Annotated in this window: 14 protein-coding genes; 8 read left to right on the forward strand and 6 right to left on the reverse strand. The window is 61.2% G+C overall.

Translation table 11 applies throughout. The features are described from left to right. Window positions 1-32: 32 nt before the first annotated feature. The 7 genes from AO353_RS04435 to nagE all read left to right on the forward strand — a co-directional run bounded on the left by AO353_RS04435 (window position 33) and on the right by nagE (window position 8,720). On the forward strand, window positions 33-584 hold the full coding sequence (locus AO353_RS04435) for an NUDIX hydrolase (protein WP_054593859.1): 552 nt from the start codon (window positions 33-35) through the stop codon (window positions 582-584). Window positions 585-623: 39 nt separating this feature from the next. Further along, a complete protein-coding gene (locus tag AO353_RS04440; RefSeq protein ID WP_054593860.1) occupies window positions 624-1,127 on the forward strand; it encodes a L,D-transpeptidase family protein in 504 nt (167 codons plus the stop codon). A gap of 435 nt (window positions 1,128-1,562) precedes the next feature. Beyond that, a complete protein-coding gene (locus AO353_RS04445) occupies window positions 1,563-2,294 on the forward strand; it encodes a GntR family transcriptional regulator (RefSeq protein WP_054593861.1) in 732 nt (243 codons plus the stop codon). 31 nt (window positions 2,295-2,325) lie between these two features. Beyond that, a complete protein-coding gene (gene nagA / locus AO353_RS04450) occupies window positions 2,326-3,432 on the forward strand; it encodes an N-acetylglucosamine-6-phosphate deacetylase (protein WP_054593862.1) in 1,107 nt (368 codons plus the stop codon). Then, window positions 3,425-4,435, forward strand: coding sequence for an SIS domain-containing protein (locus AO353_RS04455; protein ID WP_054593863.1), 1,011 nt, complete (start codon window positions 3,425-3,427; stop codon window positions 4,433-4,435). The genes nagA and AO353_RS04455 overlap by 8 nt, the downstream gene beginning before the upstream one ends. Before the next feature lie 24 nt (window positions 4,436-4,459). Then, window positions 4,460-6,976, forward strand: a complete 2,517-nt coding sequence (gene ptsP / locus AO353_RS04460) for a phosphoenolpyruvate--protein phosphotransferase (RefSeq protein WP_054593864.1) — start codon at window positions 4,460-4,462, stop codon at window positions 6,974-6,976. Window positions 6,977-7,004: 28 nt separating this feature from the next. Then, window positions 7,005-8,720, forward strand: coding sequence for an N-acetylglucosamine-specific PTS transporter subunit IIBC (nagE, locus tag AO353_RS04465; RefSeq protein WP_054593865.1), 1,716 nt, complete (start codon window positions 7,005-7,007; stop codon window positions 8,718-8,720). Between the two features lie 240 nt (window positions 8,721-8,960). On the opposite strand, the gene AO353_RS04470 is transcribed toward nagE, so the two are convergent. The 4 genes from AO353_RS04470 to purL form a co-directional block, all read right to left on the reverse strand. Next, a complete protein-coding gene (locus AO353_RS04470; RefSeq protein WP_054593866.1) occupies window positions 8,961-9,260 on the reverse strand; it encodes a hypothetical protein in 300 nt (99 codons plus the stop codon). Window positions 9,261-9,450: 190 nt separating this feature from the next. Continuing rightward, window positions 9,451-9,840: a DUF6124 family protein gene (locus AO353_RS04475; protein ID WP_054593867.1), complete on the reverse strand. Its 390-nt coding sequence runs from the start codon at window positions 9,838-9,840 to the stop codon at window positions 9,451-9,453. A 916-nt stretch (window positions 9,841-10,756) separates the two neighbouring features. Then, window positions 10,757-11,068, reverse strand: coding sequence for a YqfO family protein (locus tag AO353_RS04480; RefSeq protein WP_054593868.1), 312 nt, complete (start codon window positions 11,066-11,068; stop codon window positions 10,757-10,759). A gap of 5 nt (window positions 11,069-11,073) precedes the next feature. Next, entirely contained in the window at window positions 11,074-14,970 is a 3,897-nt protein-coding gene (purL, locus tag AO353_RS04485; protein ID WP_054593869.1) for a phosphoribosylformylglycinamidine synthase, read from the reverse strand. A 286-nt stretch (window positions 14,971-15,256) separates the two neighbouring features. Between purL and mltF the strand changes: the two genes are divergently transcribed. Further along, a complete protein-coding gene (mltF, locus tag AO353_RS04490; protein WP_054593870.1) occupies window positions 15,257-16,717 on the forward strand; it encodes a membrane-bound lytic murein transglycosylase MltF in 1,461 nt (486 codons plus the stop codon). Window positions 16,718-16,841: 124 nt separating this feature from the next. On the opposite strand, the gene pdxJ is transcribed toward mltF, so the two are convergent. Together pdxJ and recO are read right to left on the reverse strand one after the other, a co-directional pair. Continuing rightward, on the reverse strand, window positions 16,842-17,585 hold the full coding sequence (pdxJ, locus tag AO353_RS04495; protein ID WP_054593871.1) for a pyridoxine 5'-phosphate synthase: 744 nt from the start codon (window positions 17,583-17,585) through the stop codon (window positions 16,842-16,844). 49 nt (window positions 17,586-17,634) lie between these two features. Continuing rightward, window positions 17,635-18,324 carry a DNA repair protein RecO gene (gene recO, locus AO353_RS04500; protein WP_054593872.1) on the reverse strand — a complete coding sequence of 230 codons (690 nt, stop codon included), beginning with the start codon at window positions 18,322-18,324 and terminating at the stop codon, window positions 17,635-17,637. Window positions 18,325-18,433 lie beyond the last annotated feature (109 nt).

The following is an 18,433-nucleotide window of genomic DNA, read 5'->3' on the forward strand; positions in this document are numbered from 1 at the left end:
CAAGATAGGCGTAGCATTTTCGGAAGCCCAGCATGAAATTCTGCAGCCAGTGCGGTAACCCGGTCACCCAACGCATTCCTGAAGGCGACTCGCGCCTGCGGTACGTCTGCGACCAGTGCCAGACCATTCATTATCAGAACCCGAATATTGTCGCCGGCTGCCTGCCAATCTGGGGTACTCAGGTGTTGTTATGCCGGCGCGCCATCGAGCCGCGCCGCGGTTATTGGACCTTGCCGGCCGGTTTCATGGAAAACGGTGAAACCATCGAACAGGCAGCCATTCGCGAAACCGCCGAAGAAGCGTGTGCACGGGTGCGCAACCTGAACATCTATACGCTGATCGATGTGCCGCACATCAGCCAGGTGCACGTATTCTTTCGTGCTGAACTGACGGACCTGGACTTTGCCGCGGGCGAAGAAAGCCTGGAAGTGAGGCTTTTCGATGAAGCCGACATCCCGTGGTCGGAGCTGGCTTTCCGCACGGTCGGCCGTACCCTAGAATGCTTCTTCGCTGACCGCCGGGTAGAACATTTTCCTGTGCGTTCCGAATCAATTCCTCCGCTTGCTCAGCCTGCGATCATTTAAACTATAAAAATACGCCGTACTCTCAGGGATATCGTTTTAATGCGCTGGTTGCTTGCCGCTTTCTGCCTGTCGTTTGTCATGGTTTCCCACGCTGCCACCACGGAGACCCTGGACGGCAAAATCATTGAAAAAGTGTTGGTGCTCAAATCTGCCCATCAGTTGCAGTTGATCAATGATGGCAAGCCACTGCGGACCTATCGCATCTCGCTGGGCAAAAACCCCAAGGGCCCGAAACTGATGGAGGGTGATCGACGTACTCCAGAAGGTTTGTATTGGCTGGACTGGCGCAAGGTCAGCGACCGCTTCAACCTGGCCATGCACATTTCCTACCCGAACATCAGCGATTCCGTCCGCTCGCGCCGCGAAGGTGTGCAGCCCGGTGGCATGATCATGATCCATGGCACCCCGGACACTGAAGAAAACCCTGAAGAGCTGTTCCACACCCTGGACTGGACCGACGGCTGCATTGGCATGCGCAACGTCGACATGCGCGAAGTATGGGGTCTGGTCAAAGACGGTACGATGATCGAAATCCGCCCATAACCCCCCAATACCTGTGGCGAGGGAGCTTGCTCCCGCTGGGCTGCGAAGCGGCCCCAAACCCTGCAAACCGGTTTTGCCTGATAAATCTCGACAACCGACATCAGGACCGCTTCGCGCTCCAGCGGGAGCAAGCTCCCTCGCCACAAGGGCCGTTGTGCCTGAAAGATTGAAAATATATTAAAAAAATTGTCACCGTCACCAGCCCCTCGCGTGAATACCACTTCACACCACGGGCACTGACGCAGACTGCGATTTCTACTGCCACACCCCCCTCCCCTAATACCACTTAAAACCCAATACCGCCGCGCCCTCCAGCGCAGCGCTTATTCGCTCGTCCCGAGTGGACCACTGGCGTTGACATGGTATTTAAGTGGTATTAGTTTTGCGCCATGACCGGGGCAACAACACTCCACTCTCCCCATCGGACCTACACCCATGAACCACATCCTGGCCCTGCGCCCTGACGACACCCAGCCAACGCCGTTGTACCTGCAACTGGCGCGCAACCTGGAAGCGGCGATTCATGCCGGCCAGTGGAAAGCCGAGCAGGCATTGCCGTCGGAACGCAACCTCAGCGAAATGCTGAACATCTCCCGCGTGACCGCCCGCAAGGCGCTGGAAGTGCTGCTCGAACAAGGCTTGATCCGTCGCAGCCAAGGCTCCGGCACCTTCATCACTCCGCGCCTCGAGCAACCGCTGTCCCGGCTGTCCGGCTTCAGCGAAATGCTCCGCCTCAAAGGTTTCGTGCCGAGTTCGCAATGGCTGGAGCGCGAAATCACCCAGCCGACTCACGAAGAACTGATCCGCCTTGCGCTCTCGCCCTACGACAAGGTCGCGCGCCTCAAGCGACTGCGTAAAGCCGACGACACCGTGATGGCCATCGAGATGAGCACCCTGCCCGCCTCGATCATTGCCCAGCCGCAAGCGGTCGGTGATTCGCTTTACGAATACCTCGATGGCATCGGAAAACCGGTGGTGCGCGCCCTGCAACACATTCAGGCGATCAACGCCTCGGACGAATTCGCCGCGCTGGTCGGCATCGCCCCCGGCACCGCCATGCTGCTGATGACCCGGGTCGGTTACCTCGAAGACAACACCCCGATCGAAGTCACCGACACCTATTGCCGCAACGACTACTACGACTTTGTCGCAGAGCTGCGTCGCTGAGCCCTGTGTCATTGAAGCCGGAGAACCACTGATGTCCGAAGACAACATCCTCACCGCCCAAGGCTGGATCCGCGGCCGCTTGATCCATGAACACGGCAAGATCGTGCGCATCGAAGGTCAGCCGTGCGACCCGGCGGACAACGACCTGCCTTACCTGCTGCCGGGTTTCATCGACCTGCACGTCCACGGCGGTGGCGGCAAGGACATCATGGAAGGCACCCCGGCCTTCGACACCATCACCAAAACCCACGTGCGTTTCGGCACCACCTCGCTGCTGGCCACCACCATGACCGCGCCACCGGAAGAAATTTCCCGGGTGCTGGCCGAGGTCGGCGAATTCTGCGAACAGCGCCCGAAAGGCTGCGCCCGGGTACTCGGCGTGCACCTCGAAGGACCGTACATCAACCCTGGAAAACTCGGTGCACAACCGAACTTTGCCCACACCGCGCTGATGGCCGAAGTCGAAGCCTACCTGGCGCTGGCGCCGATCCGGGTGATCACCATTGCCCCGGAAATCGCCGGTCACGACAAACTGATTCGTGCCCTCAGCGACCGCGGCATTCGCATGCAGATCGGCCACACCCTGGGCAGCTACGAAGAAGGCGTCGCGGCGCTGGAGGCCGGCGCCAGCAGTTTCACCCACCTTTATAACGCCATGAGCCCGCTGCATCACCGCGAACCGGGAATCGTCGGCGCGGCACTGGCCCACGCCAAATACGCGGAACTGATTCCCGACCTGCTGCACGTGCATCCCGGCGCCATCCGCGTGGCCCTACGCTCGATCCCGTGCCTGTATTGCGTCACCGATTCCACCGCCGCTGCCGGCATGCCGGACGGCGAATACAAGCTCGGCAGCCACACCGTGACCAAATGCCTGGGCGGCGTGCGCCTGCCCGACGGCACGCTGGCTGGCAGCACCCTGACCATGGATCAGGCGCTGCGCAACCTGGTGAAGATCGGCCTGCCACTGGCCGAGGCCTCGCAACGGCTGTCGCAATTCCCTGCCGATTATCTCGGCATCCAGGAGCGCGGCCGCCTGCAACCCGGTGCCTGGGCTGACTGCGTGCGCCTGGACCGCTCACTCACACTGACCGCCGTAATGGTCGAAGGAGAAGACATTGACTTCAAAAATGCTTGAAGAGGCGCTGTCCTCGTACAAAGCGGTCGACGCTCAGTTGCAGCAACTGGATCCGCTGATGATCGAGATCGCCGGGCGCCTGAACCGTCAGCCGCCGCAAGTGGCGATGACGGTCGCCCGTGGCAGCTCCGATCACGCCGCCAGCTACTTTGCCTACCTGACCATGCAGCACGTGGGTATTCCGGTGGCATCGCTGCCGATGTCGGTGGTGACCATGCAGCAAGCGCCGCTGAAGGTCAGCGGTCAGGCGGTATTCGCGTTCTCGCAGTCCGGGCAAAGTCCGGATCTGGTCAACAGCCTGCGTCTGCTGCGCAAACGGGGCGCCCTGAGCATTTCGATGGTCAATGCCGAGAACTCGCCACTGGAGGCCGCCTGTGAATTCAGCCTGCCGCTGTGCGCCGGTACCGAAAGCAGCGTCGCCGCGACCAAAAGTTTCATCGCCACCCTCAGCGCCAGCGCGCGGCTGATCGCCTACTGGAAACAGGATCCCGAATTGCTGCAAGCCGGCCTCGCGCTGCCAGAAGGATTGCGCGACGCCGCCACGCAGGACTGGAGCCTGGCGGTCGACGTACTGCGTGACTGCCAACGCTTGATGGTGATTGGTCGCGGCGCAGGGTTTGCCATCGCCCAGGAAGCAGCACTGAAACTCAAGGAAACCTCGGCGATCCAGGCCGAAGCCTTCAGCAGCGCCGAAGTCAAACACGGCCCCATGGCACTCATCGACGATAACTACCCCTTGCTGGTGTTCGCCCCTCGCGGCGCCGAACAGGCCGGTCTGCTGAGCCTCGCCGCCGAGATGCGTCAACGCGGTGCCCGCGTATTGCTGGCCGCCCCGGATGACGTCAGCGAACGCGACCTGACGCTGAGCCGCGCCGAACACCCGGCGCTGGACCCGATTCTCGCCATCCAGAGCTTCTACGTCATGGCGGCCGGCCTCGCGGTTGCCCGTGGCATGGACCCGGACCAGCCGCGTCACTTGAGCAAAGTGACCCGCACCCACTAACACGCCCGAATCGAGTACCGCGCCATGCATAACAACAATAAAGACTTGACCCTCAGCGCCCCGCTCAGCGGACCGGTGCTCACGCTTGCCAAGGTTCCGGACCCGGTGTTCGCCAGCGGCGCCATGGGCGACGGGATTGCCATCGACCCGCTGAACAACACCCTGCACGCACCGTGTGCCGGGGTGGTGGTGCATGTCGCCCGCACCGGCCATGCCGTGACCCTGCGCGCCGACAATGGCGCCGAACTGCTGCTGCACCTGGGCCTGGACACCGTCGAGCTGCAAGGCGAAGGGTTCTCGATGCTGGTCAAGGAAGGCACCCGCGTCAGCAATGGCCAGGCACTGCTGCGCTTTGATCTGGACCAGGTCGCGCAAGGCTGTAAAAGCCTGGTCAGCCTGTTGGTCCTGACCAACAGCGAAGACTTCCAGGTGCTGCCGATCACCCTCAAATCGGTCAAGGTCGGCGAGCCGTTGCTGCACATCGTGCCAAGAACCACCCACAGCGCACAGGTCGAGGCGGACAGCTCAGGTGCTGAGGTTCACGGGCACATTCGCATCATCCATCGCGGCGGTCTGCATGCCCGACCAGCGGCGCTGATCCGCCAGACCGCGCACCTGTTCAACAGCAAATCGCAGCTGCATTTCGCCGGTAAATCGGCGTCGTGCGACAGCCTGATCGGGCTGATGGGCCTGGGGATTGGCGAGCAGGACGAGGTTCAAGTCAGTTGCAAGGGCGCGGACGCCAAGGCGGCGCTGCAAGCCTTGTTGAACGCCTTGTCCACGGCGGTCAACGACGACAGCCACGCGGCCGCACCGACACCGATTGCCCAGCGTACCCGTACCGCCGAAGCCGGCGTGCTCAATGGTGTCTGTGCAGCGCCGGGCCTGGTCGGCGGCCCGCTGTTCCAACTGGCGGCCATCCCTCTACCGGAAGACACCGGCAAGCATAACGCCGAAGAACAACTGCAAGCCCTCGACCGTGCACTGGAACAGGTTCGCAGCGAAATCCGCGAAACGCTGTCCCACGCCAAAAAGCACAAACACACCGAAGAGGAACAGATTTTCGCCGCCCACCTGGCGCTGCTCGAAGACCCGGCGCTGCTTGAAGCGGCCATCCAGTCGATCGATCAGGGCAGCGCCGCCACCCACGCCTGGAGCCAGTCAATCGAGGCGCAATGCGAGGTATTGCAACAGCTCGGCAACCCACTGCTGGCCGAACGCGCCAACGACCTGCGCGACCTCAGGCAACGGGTACTGCGCGCCTTGCTCGGTCAGGACTGGCACTACGACGTACCGGCCGGCGCTATCGTCGCCGCGCATGAGCTAACCCCTTCCGATTTGCTGCAACTGAGCCAGCAAGGCGTCGCCGGACTCTGCATGGCCGAAGGTGGCGCGACCTCCCATGTAGCGATTCTTGCCCGTGGCAAAGGCCTGCCGTGCCTGGTTGCCCTCAGCGCCTCACTGCTCCAGCAACCGCAAGGCCAGTCGGTGGTGCTGGACGCCGACGGCGGACGCCTGGAGCTGACGCCGGACAGCCAACGCCTGGAGCAAGTCGCCCAGGCCCAGCGTGAACATCTGCAACGCCGCGAACGCCAACAAGCGCAAGCCCACACCCCGGCACACACCCGTGATGGTCTGCGGATCGAAGTCGCGGCCAACGTGGCCTCCAGCAATGAAGCGGCTGATGCGTTGAAAGGCGGCGCCGATGGCGTTGGCCTGCTGCGCACCGAGTTTCTGTTCGTCGATCGCCAGACCGCGCCGGATGAACAGGAACAGCGCCAGGCCTATCAAGCGGTGCTGGATGCCATGGGCGACAAGTCGGTGATCATCCGCACCATCGACGTCGGCGGCGACAAACAACTCGACTACCTGCCGCTGCCGGCCGAAGCCAACCCGGTGCTCGGCCTGCGCGGCATCCGCATGGCCCAGGTACGCCCGGAACTGCTCGACCAACAATTGCGTGCGCTGCTGCAAGTCAGCCCGTTGCAGCGCTGCCGGATTTTGCTGCCGATGGTCACCGAGGTCGACGAATTGCTGTACATCCGCCAACGCCTCGATGCCTTGTGCGCCGAGCTTGCGCTCACGCAGCGTCTTGAACTGGGGGTGATGATCGAAGTCCCGGCCGCGGCGCTGCTCGCCGAGCAATTGGCGGAACACGCAGACTTCCTGTCCATTGGCACCAACGACCTGTCCCAATACACCCTGGCCATGGACCGCGACCACGCCGGTCTCGCCGCACGGGTCGATGCCCTGCACCCGGCGCTGCTGCGGCTAATCGCCCAGACCTGCATCGGTGCCGCCAAGCATCAGCGTTGGGTCGGCGTTTGCGGTGCACTGGCATCCGATCCGCTGGCGACCCCGGTGTTGATTGGCCTGGGTATCAGCGAGCTGTCCGTCAGCCCGCCGCAAGTCGGTGAAATCAAGGAACGCGTCCGCCAACTGGACGCCGCCGACTGCCGACGCTTCAGCGCCACCCTGCTCAACCTGAGCAGCGCCACGGCGGTGCGTCACGCCTGTCATCAACATTGGCCTCTGAGCTAAAAACAACAAGAACACAGGGAGATACGCCATGTACCAACTCTTCATCGAAGGCTTGCAGCGCCTCGGACGGGCGCTGATGCTGCCCATCGCGATCCTGCCGATTGCCGGCCTGTTGCTGCGTCTGGGCGACACCGACCTTTTGAACATCGCGATCATCCACGACGCCGGGCAAGTGATCTTCGCCAACCTGGCGCTGATCTTCGCCATCGGCATCGCAGTCGGGTTCGCCCGGGACAACAACGGCACCGCCGGGCTGGCCGGGGCGATTGGTTACCTGGTGATGGTCTCCACACTGAAAGTGCTGGATGCGAGCATCAACATGGGCATGCTCGCCGGGATCATCAGCGGCTTGATGGCCGGCGCGCTGTACAACCGCTTCAAGGACATCAAGCTGCCGGAATACCTGGCGTTCTTCGGCGGCCGACGCTTCGTGCCGATTGCCACCGGGTTCAGCGCCGTTGGCCTGGGCGTGATCTTCGGTTTGATCTGGCCACCGATCCAGCACGGCATCAACAGCTTCGGCCAACTGCTGCTGGAAAGTGGCAGCATCGGTGCCTTCGTCTTCGGCGTGTTCAACCGCTTGCTGATCGTCACCGGCCTGCACCACATCCTCAACAACATGGCGTGGTTCATCTTCGGCAGCTTCACCGACCCGACCACCGGCGCCATCGTCACCGGCGACCTGGCACGCTATTTTGCCGGCGACCCGAAGGGCGGCCAGTTCATGACCGGGATGTTCCCGATGATGATCTTCGGTCTGCCCGCCGCCTGCCTGGCGATGTACCGCAACGCCCTGCCGGAACGCCGCAAAGTCATGGGCGGGATCTTCCTGTCGATGGCCCTGACCTCGTTCCTGACCGGCGTCACCGAGCCGATCGAATTCGCCTTCATGTTCCTCGCACCGCTGCTGTATCTATTGCACGTGCTGCTGACCGGCATGGCGATGGCCATCACCAACGCGCTGAACATCCATTTGGGCTTCACCTTCTCCGGCGGCGCCATCGACATGGCACTGGGCTGGGGCAAGTCCACCAACGGCTGGCTGGTGTTCCCGGTAGGCCTGGCGTACGCGGTGATCTACTACGTGGTGTTCGACTTCTGTATCCGTCGCTTCAACCTGAAAACCCCGGGGCGTGAAGGTGTCGTCGTCGGTGAAAAGGTGGTGCTGAGCGAAAATCAACGCGCCGGAGCCTACATTCAAGCCTTGGGCGGTGCTGAAAACCTGATCACCGTCGGCGCTTGCACCACGCGCTTGCGCCTGGAAATGGTCGACCGCAACAAAGCCTCCGACAGCGAATTGAAAGCCCTCGGCGCCATGGCCGTGGTTCGCCCCGGCAAAGGCGGCAGCTTGCAGGTAGTGGTCGGGCCGCTGGCGGACAGCATCGCCGATGAAATTCGCCAGGCGATGCCGACTGCTGGTTCAGCTCTGGTAGCCGCTGTAGTGGTGACCGAAGAAGCGCCGAAAGCAGCACCCGTGGAGACACCAGAAGCGCAGAAATGGCTTAACGCCGTGGGTGGCAGCGACAACGTGCTGCAACTGGATTGCGTGGCCATGACCCGGATTCGCCTGCAACTGGCGGACGGTAAAGCGCTGTCGGAATGTCAGCTGAAGGACTTGGGTTGCCAGGGTGTCAGCGCGTTGGACGGTGGCGTGTGGCACCTGTTGATTGGCGACAAGGCGTTGAGTTTGAGTGAGGCGCTGGAGGGGTTGGTGAATCGGAGTGAGGTCAGCGCCAAAGTCTGAAAATCGACACAACTCCTGTGGCGAGGGGGCTTGCCCCCGTCGGCCGGTCCGCGTTCGGGCGCAGCAGTCGTAAACAGGCTGATGCGTTCTCCCCGATAAACGCGGGCGCCGATTTTGGGACCGCTTCGCGCTCCAACGGGGGCAAGCCCCCTCGCCACAAAGTACATCCGAACCTCGACGTTCCCCGCCCAACAAAAATCCGCTGACTGTTTTCGGTTCAGCGGTTTTTTTTGTTTCGCCTTACTTAGGCGCAATCACAGAAAAAGACCAGATAGCAGACTCTTGGTTATCGCTTTTAGCCTTGATGACATGTGCGCCCACCTGCAATTTGGTGAGTTGGGCAACCCAACGGCCAGTGTTGTCCGCAAAGAGTGTGAGATGCAGACTATTGTTGTCATACACCTCCACTTTCTTGCCGGGCTCAGACATACCTTTCACTATTACCTCGTTTCCATTCGTGGTGCCGCCGTTCGAGATTGGATTCCCCTTTGGATCGATAACCGTAGTGATGACGGGTGCGGCTTTGACTGCTGAAGTCATGATGATGCTCCTTGTGGATGACTCGGATTGAAGAGTTATCAAACCCGAGCCATCCATGTGTGACTACTGTCATAGTTGACAGGTAGGCACGCTCTTCAGACCAATGGCAGAGCCTGACTTTTCCCGAATACAAAAAACCGCTGATTGTTTCCGGTTCAGTGGTTTTTTCATTTTCTGGCGTACTACGGACCTACTCCTTCACGTAAAACTGGTCCGACTCCGACGGGTTGTAGTCATCCAGCGCCTTGTCCACCAATAACAGGGCGCCATCGACCATCCGGCAAATCGCCAGCGCCACGCTGCGTCGCGAACCTTCGATCTCGAATGCCAGGTCGGCGGCCATCACCTTGACCGAGGCCAGATCTTCCGAGGCATTGGCCAACAGGCTTTCGAGGCCCACGTCGGGTGAAACGCTGAACAAGCGGTCTGAGCGCAAGTCGCTGAAGCGCAGTTTGGCGAGGGTGGGTTTCAGGTAGTGATCGAGGGCGCGGTGCGCGGCGTCGTGGAGCTTTTTTGAATCGAGGGATTCGTAGGGGGAGACGTCGTCGTGTTCTGGGGGGTTGGGAGTTTCTTTGATCATGGTGGAGCTCCTAACAATAGTTGGAGCTACCAGCATCACTTGCAGATGATGGGTGGCAGCTGTATGCGGGTCTGCAAGACCGAGTTGTTAGGCCCTCGGCAGACCCGAAGGTCTCCCGCACACAGCCACCATAAATCGATGGACACTGAAAAAGCGTCACGATTATAGGTGCGCATGTAAGCGCCTAACAAACTATCGGCGGGCTTGCAGTCCCGGTCGCTGAATTGGCAGCGACGATCAAAGGCTAGAGGCCGTGCTTCCGAGGGGCAACCTTAAAGACTTGTCAGAGATTTCTGCGCTGCCCGTGATGCTGTCGTCGAATTCGACTCGACTCCTACAGGCATTACACAAGTGCCATCCCCACGCGCAGCATCTAACCACTCAGGCCGGCTGTCAGGCCGCCGTGCTCTTGCTGTTGATCTTGATCCACCCGCCCCTTCGGGAGGCCGAGTGGAGGTGTTCATCAGGGGGTGGGCGCGCAGCGCCGTACGGCGCAGCCGGACACATCGAGAGGAGGTCGTCGCGAAGCAGACCGTAGGCGATGCCCCCTGATGGACACCGGAGCGAGGGAACGCCGAGCCTAAGCGAGGTGCCGTACGCTTGGGGCGAAGACCTTTGCTTCCTTTGGGGCGTCTGCCAAAGGGAGTCGCTGTAAGAGCGAAACCGTAAGTGGCCGTTACCGCAGGAATGGATATGTACACCTGCAAGAGATTGGTCGGCTGTCAGGCCGCCTTCGCAGGCAAGCCAGCTCCCACAGTTTTGATTGGTGTACATCTGCGGGAGATGGGTCGGCTGTCAGGCCGCCATCGCGAGCAAGCTCGGCTCGCACAGTGGAACGAGTGCATTCATGGAATCCCGGGCAATAAAAAACCCGCTGAAATCACTTCAGCGGGTTTCTTGTTAAAGCGCAGGAAGATCAGAAATCCTCCAACCGCCACACCTCGTAAGCCGGCGTCTCATAGGGATGACTCTGCTTCAGAGCCGCCACCACAACACCAATCAACTCATCGCTGACCACCAGCTCAACCTTCCATTCCTCAACCTGCTCGACCAGCCCCGCCTGACCAATAAACGGCTGACTACCGTCCAAAGGCCGAAACTGACCCAACCCAAGCACCTGCCACGAACAGTGATCATAAGCACCGATCCGCCCACCACCGGCAGCGAACACAGCACCCTTGACCACCTCAACATGGCTCTGAGGAACAAAAAAACTGAGCTTGTACACAGCGCTTAGTTCACCCACACACGAGCATTACGGAACATACGCATCCACGGCGCATCTTCGTTCCACTCTTCCGAGCGCCACGAGTTCTGCACGGCGCGGAACACCCGCTCCGGGTGCGGCATCATGATCGTCACGCGACCGTCACGGCTGGTCAAACCGGTGATCCCGCGCGGCGAGCCGTTCGGGTTGGCCGGATAGCGCTCGGTAACCTTGCCGTGGTTGTCGACGAAACGCATCGCCACGCAACCCGACAGATCGGCTTGCAGCAACGCTTCTTCGCTGGCGAACTCGGCATGACCTTCACCGTGAGCGATGGCGATCGGCATACGCGAACCAGCCATGCCCTGCAGGAAGATCGAGTTCGATTCCTGAACCTGAACCATCGCCACACGCGCTTCGAACTGCTCGGAACGGTTGCGTACGAAGTGCGGCCAGAACTCGCTGCCCGGGATCAGCTCGTGCAGGTTGGACATCATCTGGCAACCGTTGCACACGCCGAGGGTGAAGCTGTCGGTACGTTCGAAGAAGCCCTGGAACGCGTCGCGAGCACGGCTGTTGAACAGCGCCGACTTCGCCCAGCCTTCACCGGCACCCAGTACGTCACCGTAGGAGAAACCACCGCACGCCACCAGACCTTTGAACTCGTTCAGGTCGACACGGCCCGCGAGGATGTCGCTCATGTGCACGTCGATCGCGTTGAAACCGGCGCGGTCGAACGCTGCGGCCATTTCCACCTGACCGTTGACGCCCTGCTCACGCAGTACGGCAACCTGTGGGCGAATGCCTTTCTTGATGTAAGGCGCGGCAACGTCCTGGTTCACGTCGTAGCTCAGCTTGACGCTCAGGCCCGGGTTGTCTTCTTCCAGCAGCACGTCGAACTCTTGTTCGGCGCAGTCGGCGTTGTCACGCAGACGCTGGATTTGATAGCTGGTTTCAGCCCACTGACGTTGCAGCAGACGACGCTGGCCTTCGAACACGGTGTCGCCGTTGAAAGTGATGCTGATCTCGCCGTTGTTCATCGGCTGGCCGATCACCGACACACAGTCGCCCAGACCTGCGGCGCTGAATTGAGCAAGGATGTCCGGCGTCGAGTCCTGACGAACCTGGATGACAGCACCCAGTTCTTCGTTGAACAGGATCGCGGCGATGTCGGCAGAAGTTTCTGCCAGACCGTCGAGGTTCAGGCTCAGACCGCAGTGGCCGGCAAAGGCCATTTCCACCACGCTGGTCAGCAGACCACCGTCGGAACGGTCGTGGTAAGCCAGCAGGTGACCGTCGGCATTGAGGCCCTGGATCACTGCGAAGAAGGCTTTCAGGTCTTCGGCGTCATCAACGTCCGGTGCCTGCTTGCCGAGCTTGCCGTGAACCTGCGCCAGGATCGAGGCGCCCATGCGGTTCTGGCCACGACCCAAATCGATCAGGATCAGGTCGGTGGTGCCCTTGTCCATGCGCAGTTGCGGGGTCAGGGTCTGACGGATGTCAGTCACTGGCGCGAAACCGGTCACGATCAGGGACATTGGCGAAGTCACCGTCTTGTCGACGCCTTCGTCATTCCAGCGCGTGGCCATGGACATCGAGTCCTTGCCCACCGGAATGGTAATGCCCAGCTCCGGGCACAGTTCCATGCCGACCGCTTTGACGGTGTCGTACAGACGCGCGTCTTCGCCCGGGTGACCGGCAGCCGACATCCAGTTCGCCGACAGTTTGATGTCGGAGATCTTGCCGATGCGCGAAGCAGCGATGTTGGTCAGGGTTTCGCCGATGGCCATGCGGCCCGACGCCGGAGCGTCCAGCAGTGCCAGCGGAGTGCGCTCGCCCATGGCCATGGCTTCACCGGTGTAGACGTCGAAGCTGGTAGCGGTGACGGCAACGTCAGCCACTGGAACCTGCCACGGGCCAACCATCTGATCACGGGCCACAAGGCCGGTGATGGTGCGGTCGCCGATGGTGATCAGGAAGCTTTTGCTGGCCACGGCCGGGTGATGCAGAACGCGCTCGACGCAGTCAGCAATGGCCAGGGTCGATGGATCGAAATCGTCGCCCAGTTCGGTTTCGCGAACAGCCGAACGGTGCATGCGCGGGGCTTTGCCCAGCAGCACTTCGAGTGGCATATCCACCGGGCTGTTGCCGAAGTGGCTGTCGGTGACAGTCAATTGCGGCTCGGCAGTCGCTTCGCCGACAACGGCAAACGGGCAACGCTCACGTTCGCAGATTGCCTTGAAGCGTTCGAAGTCGGCCGGGCCAACCGCCAGGACGTAGCGTTCCTGGGATTCGTTGCTCCAGATTTCGTGCGGGGCCATGCCCGGCTCGTCATTTGGAATGTTGCGCAGTTCGAAACGGCCACCACGGTCGCCATCGTTCACCAGTTCCGGGAAGGCGTTGGACAGACCGCCTGCGCCGACGTCGTGGATAAAGCTGATCGGGTTGCGCTCGCCTAACTGCCAGCAACGGTCGATGACTTCCTGGCAACGACGCTCCATCTCAGGGTTTTCACGCTGTACCGAAGCAAAGTCCAGGTCGGCCGAGCTGGTGCCGGTAGCCATGGAGGAAGCCGCGCCGCCGCCCAGACCGATCAGCATCGCCGGGCCGCCCAGCACGATCAGCTTGGAGCCCACGAGGATTTCGCCTTTCTTGACGTGTTCCTCACGGATGTTGCCCATGCCGCCGGCCAACATGATCGGCTTGTGGTAACCGCGCACTTCATCGCCACGCGGGGTGGTGATGGATTGTTCGAAGGTACGGAAATAACCGGTCAGCGCCGGACGGCCGAATTCGTTGTTGAATGCAGCGCCGCCCAATGGGCCTTCGATCATGATGTCCAGCGCGGTAACGATGCGCTCAGGCTTGCCGTACGGCACTTCCCATGGCTGTTCGAAGCCCGGGATTTGCAAGTTGGACACGGTGAAACCGGTCAGGCCAGCCTTTGGCTTGGCGCCGCGACCGGTCGCGCCTTCGTCGCGGATCTCGCCACCGGAACCGGTGGATGCGCCCGGGAACGGGGCAATCGCGGTCGGGTGGTTGTGCGTCTCGACTTTCATCAGGATGTGCACCGGTTCCTGCACCGCGCCGTACTGGCGGGTCTCAGGGTCCGGGAAGAAACGCCCGGCGACAGAGCCGACGATCACCGAAGCGTTGTCCTTGTAAGCCGACAGAACGCCTTCGCTGTGCATCACGTAGGTGTTCTTGATCATGCCGAACAGGCTTTTTTCCTGGCTCTCGCCGTCGATGTCCCAACTGGCGTTGAAGATCTTGTGACGGCAGTGCTCGGAGTTCGCCTGGGCGAACATCATCAGTTCGATGTCGTGCGGGTTGCGCTTCAAGCCAATAAAGGCGTTGACCAGGTAGTCGATCTCGTCTTCCGCCAGGGCCAGGCCCAGCTCGACGTTAGCGGTTTCCAGTGCGGCGCGACCGCCACCCAGAACGTCGATCGCCGTCAACGGCTTCGGTTCGGAGTGACTGAACAGGCCAGCCGCCTGTTCGAGGTTTTCCAGTACGATCTGGGTCATGCGGTCGTGCAGACCGTCGGCAATCAGCTGTGCTTGTGCGTCGGTGAATTCACCGGTCACGTAGAAAGCGATACCGCGCTCCAGGCGCTGGATTTTCGCCAGGCCACAGTTGCGGGCGATATCGCTGGCCTTGCTCGACCAGGGCGAGATGGTGCCGAAACGCGGCAACACCAGGAACAGACGGCCGGTCGGCTCTTGTACCGGAACACTAGGACCGTACTTCAGAAGGCGCGCTAGCACCTGCTGTTCGTCGCCGGTCAGGACGCCGGTGACTTCGGCGAAGTGAGCGAATTCAGCATATAAGCCACTGACAGCCGGGACCTTCTGGCTCAGTTGCTCAAGGAGTTTGCTGTGGCGAAAGGCAGAAAGGGCAGGAGCGCCGCGCAGGATCAACATCTTCGGGACAGCCTCGGAAGGGGGTGTGCTTTGAGGCCGTGCATTCTAGCCTAAACCGCCCGCGACAGCACCCGAAACGCTACACCCGGTATTGTCCGAACGTCGGCCCGGGGCTCAAAGCCTGTAACCCATGCGCATCAAGGGGCACGCCGGGGGTTATTTTTGTTGTCACAATCAGGCCCGAGCGCCTGTTCTTGCGGGCTTTTGCCGATTTTTGAACGCTCTAGCAGACAAGCCCTTTACTGTCGAGATATGGCGGTCGTGGTCCTTTGCGTATACTGCGCAGATGTTTTCCCCAACGGCTTTGCGTCCGCGATTCGCCAAATGGCTCATCGCAACCGGACTCTTCCTGATGCTCAGTGGCTGTGTTGATAAACCCAACACACTGGAGCGCGTAAAGGAGGATGGCGTGCTGCGTGTGGTTACCCGCAACAGCCCCGCTACCTACTTTCAGGATCGCAACGGTGAAACCGGCTTCGAATACGAGCTGGTGAAGCGCTTCGCCGACGATCTGGGCGTGAAACTCAAGATCGAAACCGCAGACAACCTCGACGACCTGTACGGTCAGTTAGGCAAACCTGGCGGCCCGGTGCTGGCTGCCGCCGGTCTGGTCGGCAGCGACAAACGCAAACAGCAAGTGCGGTTTTCCCACTCGTATCTGGAAGTCACCCCACAGATCATCTACCGCAACGGTCAGTCTCGGCCGACCTCGGCAGCCGATCTGGTCGGCAAGACAATCATGGTGCTCAAGGGCAGCACCCACGCCGACCAACTGGCCGCGCTGAAAAAGAAATATCCCGGCATTGAATACGAAGAATCCGACGCGGTTGAGGTCGTTGACCTGCTGCGCATGGTTGATGAAGGTCAGATCGACCTGACACTGGTCGACTCCAACGAAGTCGCGATGAACCAGGTGTACTTCACTAATGCGCGAGTCGCCTTCGACCTGGGCGACGCCAGCAACCAGAGCTGGGCGGTGGCCGCCGGTGACGACAACAGCCTGCTCAACGAGATCAACGACTTCCTCGACAAGGCGCAGAAAAATGGCACCCTGCAACGGCTGAAAGACCGCTATTACGGGCATGTCGATGTACTCGGCTACATGGGCGCCTACACCTTCGCCGAGCACTTGCAGCAACGACTGCCCAAGTACGAGAAGCACTTCAAGGCCTCGGCCAAGGAAGAGAAAGTCGACTGGCGACTGCTCGCCGCAATCGGATATCAGGAATCGCTGTGGCAACCGGCGGTCACCTCGAAAACCGGCGTTCGCGGCCTGATGATGCTGACCCAGAACACCGCGCAGGCCATGGGCGTGTCCAATCGCCTGGACGCCAAGCAAAGCATCATGGGCGGCGCGAAGTACCTGGCTTACACGAAGGATCAACTCGACGACTCGATCCAGGAGCCGGATCGCACATGGTTTGCGCTGGCGGCCTACAACGTCGGCAGCGGTCACCTGGATGACGCGCGCAAACTCGCAGCCAAGGAAGGACTGAATCCGGACAAGTGGCTGGACGTGAAAAAGATCCTGCCGCGCCTGTCGCAGAAACAGTGGTACAGCAAAACCCGCTATGGCTACGCCCGGGGCGGTGAGCCGGTGCATTTTGTGGCGAACATCCGGCGTTACTACGACATTCTGACGTGGGTCACGCAGCCGCAGCTTGAGGGCGATCAGGTCACCCAAGGCAACCTGCATGTGCCGGGCATCGACAAAACCAAACCGCCCGAAGAAAACCCACCGCTCTAGGCACCCCCCTCCCCGCCCCTGTAGGAGCAAGGCTTGCCCGCGATAGCATCGCCGCGGTCCGCCAGAATCACCGCGGCGATGCTATCGCGGGCAAGCCTTGCTCCTACGGATATGGGGTTGAACGTCAGGCTTTTGCTGCGGCGAGGATCAGCGCTTTCATCTCTGAAACAGCCGACTTGAACCCGACGAACAGCGCATGCGCCACCAGCGCGTGGCCGATGTTCAGTTCGTTGATGCCTTTGATCGCCGCAACTGCTTCGACGTTGTGGTAGTGCAGACCGTGGCCGGCGTTGACGATCAGGCCTTGCGTCAGGCCAAACGCCACGCCATCCGCCACACGCTTCAGCTCTTCAGCCACCGCAGTCGGCGTCTCGGCGTCCGCATAACGGCCGGTGTGCAATTCGATGGCCGGTGCGCCAACACGTTTCGAGGCTTCGATCTGGCGCTCGTCGGCATCAATGAACAGTGACACTTCGCAGCCGATTTTCGCCAGACGATCCACCGCCGCCTTGATCCGCGCTTCCTGCCCTGCCACATCCAGACCGCCTTCGGTGGTCAGTTCCTGACGGGTTTCCGGGACCAGGCAAATGTGCGCCGGACGAATGCGTTCAGCGAACGCCATCATTTCCTCGGTGACGCCCATCTCGAAGTTCATGCGGGTTTGCAGCACGTCCTTGAGCAACAACACGTCGCGCTCTTGAATGTGCCGGCGGTCTTCACGCAGATGCACGGTGATGCCATCAGCGCCCGCCTCTTCCGCGTCCAGCGCTGCTTTCACAGGGTCAGGGTAACGCGTACCCCGGGCCTGACGCAGGGTGGCAACGTGGTCGATGTTCACGCCAAGAAGAATGCGATTGCTGGTGGTCACGGAAGCGCTCCAGAAGAAGAGAAAGTTCGGTGCACAGCATACGGGTTGATCAGGGCTTGCGAAACAATTCGCGACTGACCAGTGGGCGACCGCCCAGGTGAACGGCCAACGCCTGACGCATCAAGCGCTTGGCGGCGGACAAGGCACCCGGCGCGCTCCAGTCGGCGTCGGCCATGGCCAACAGCTCGGTACCGTTGAACAGACCAGGCTGCAGCAGGTAAACCCGCTCCAGACCTGCATCGACCTGCAAGCGATACAGGCCGTCGGGCGCGATAGGTTCGCCGTGGATATCCGCGTTCAGCGCAAAGCCGTAGCCCAGGTCATCGAGCAGCCGCCATTCGAATGAGCGCAACAAAGGCTCCAGCGGGCGCCCTTCGGCAAGGGCCAGCAAGGTCGCGGCGTAATGATCGAATACCGCAGGGTGAGGATCTTCGGACGGCAGCAGGCGGATCAGCAGTTCGTTGAGGTAGAGACCGCTGAACAGCGCCTCACCATTGAGCCAGGTCGAGACACCGGCGCTTTCCATGCGACCGACGTTCTTCAGTTCGCCCCGACCACGGAACTCGACTTCCAGCGGCACGAATGGCCGCGCCAGCGTTCCGGCCTTGCCCCGCGCGCTGCGCAACACCGCCCGCAGCCGACCTTGCGGCGTGAGGAAATCCACCAACGCGCTATTTTCGCGGTAGGCACGACTATGGAGCACGTAGGCGGGTTGGCCGGTTGGCGCGGTGGTCGACATCAGAGTCCAAATCTCAGAGGAGATCAACTGTGGCGAGGGAGCTTGCTCCCGCTGGGCTGCGAAGCAGCCCCGACATCAAGCAGCCGCGGAGAGTCAGGCACACCGGGGC

Origin of the sequence: Pseudomonas fluorescens (assembly GCF_001307155.1) — a bacterium.
GTDB classification, from domain to species: Bacteria; Pseudomonadota; Gammaproteobacteria; order Pseudomonadales; family Pseudomonadaceae; genus Aquipseudomonas; species Aquipseudomonas helvetica.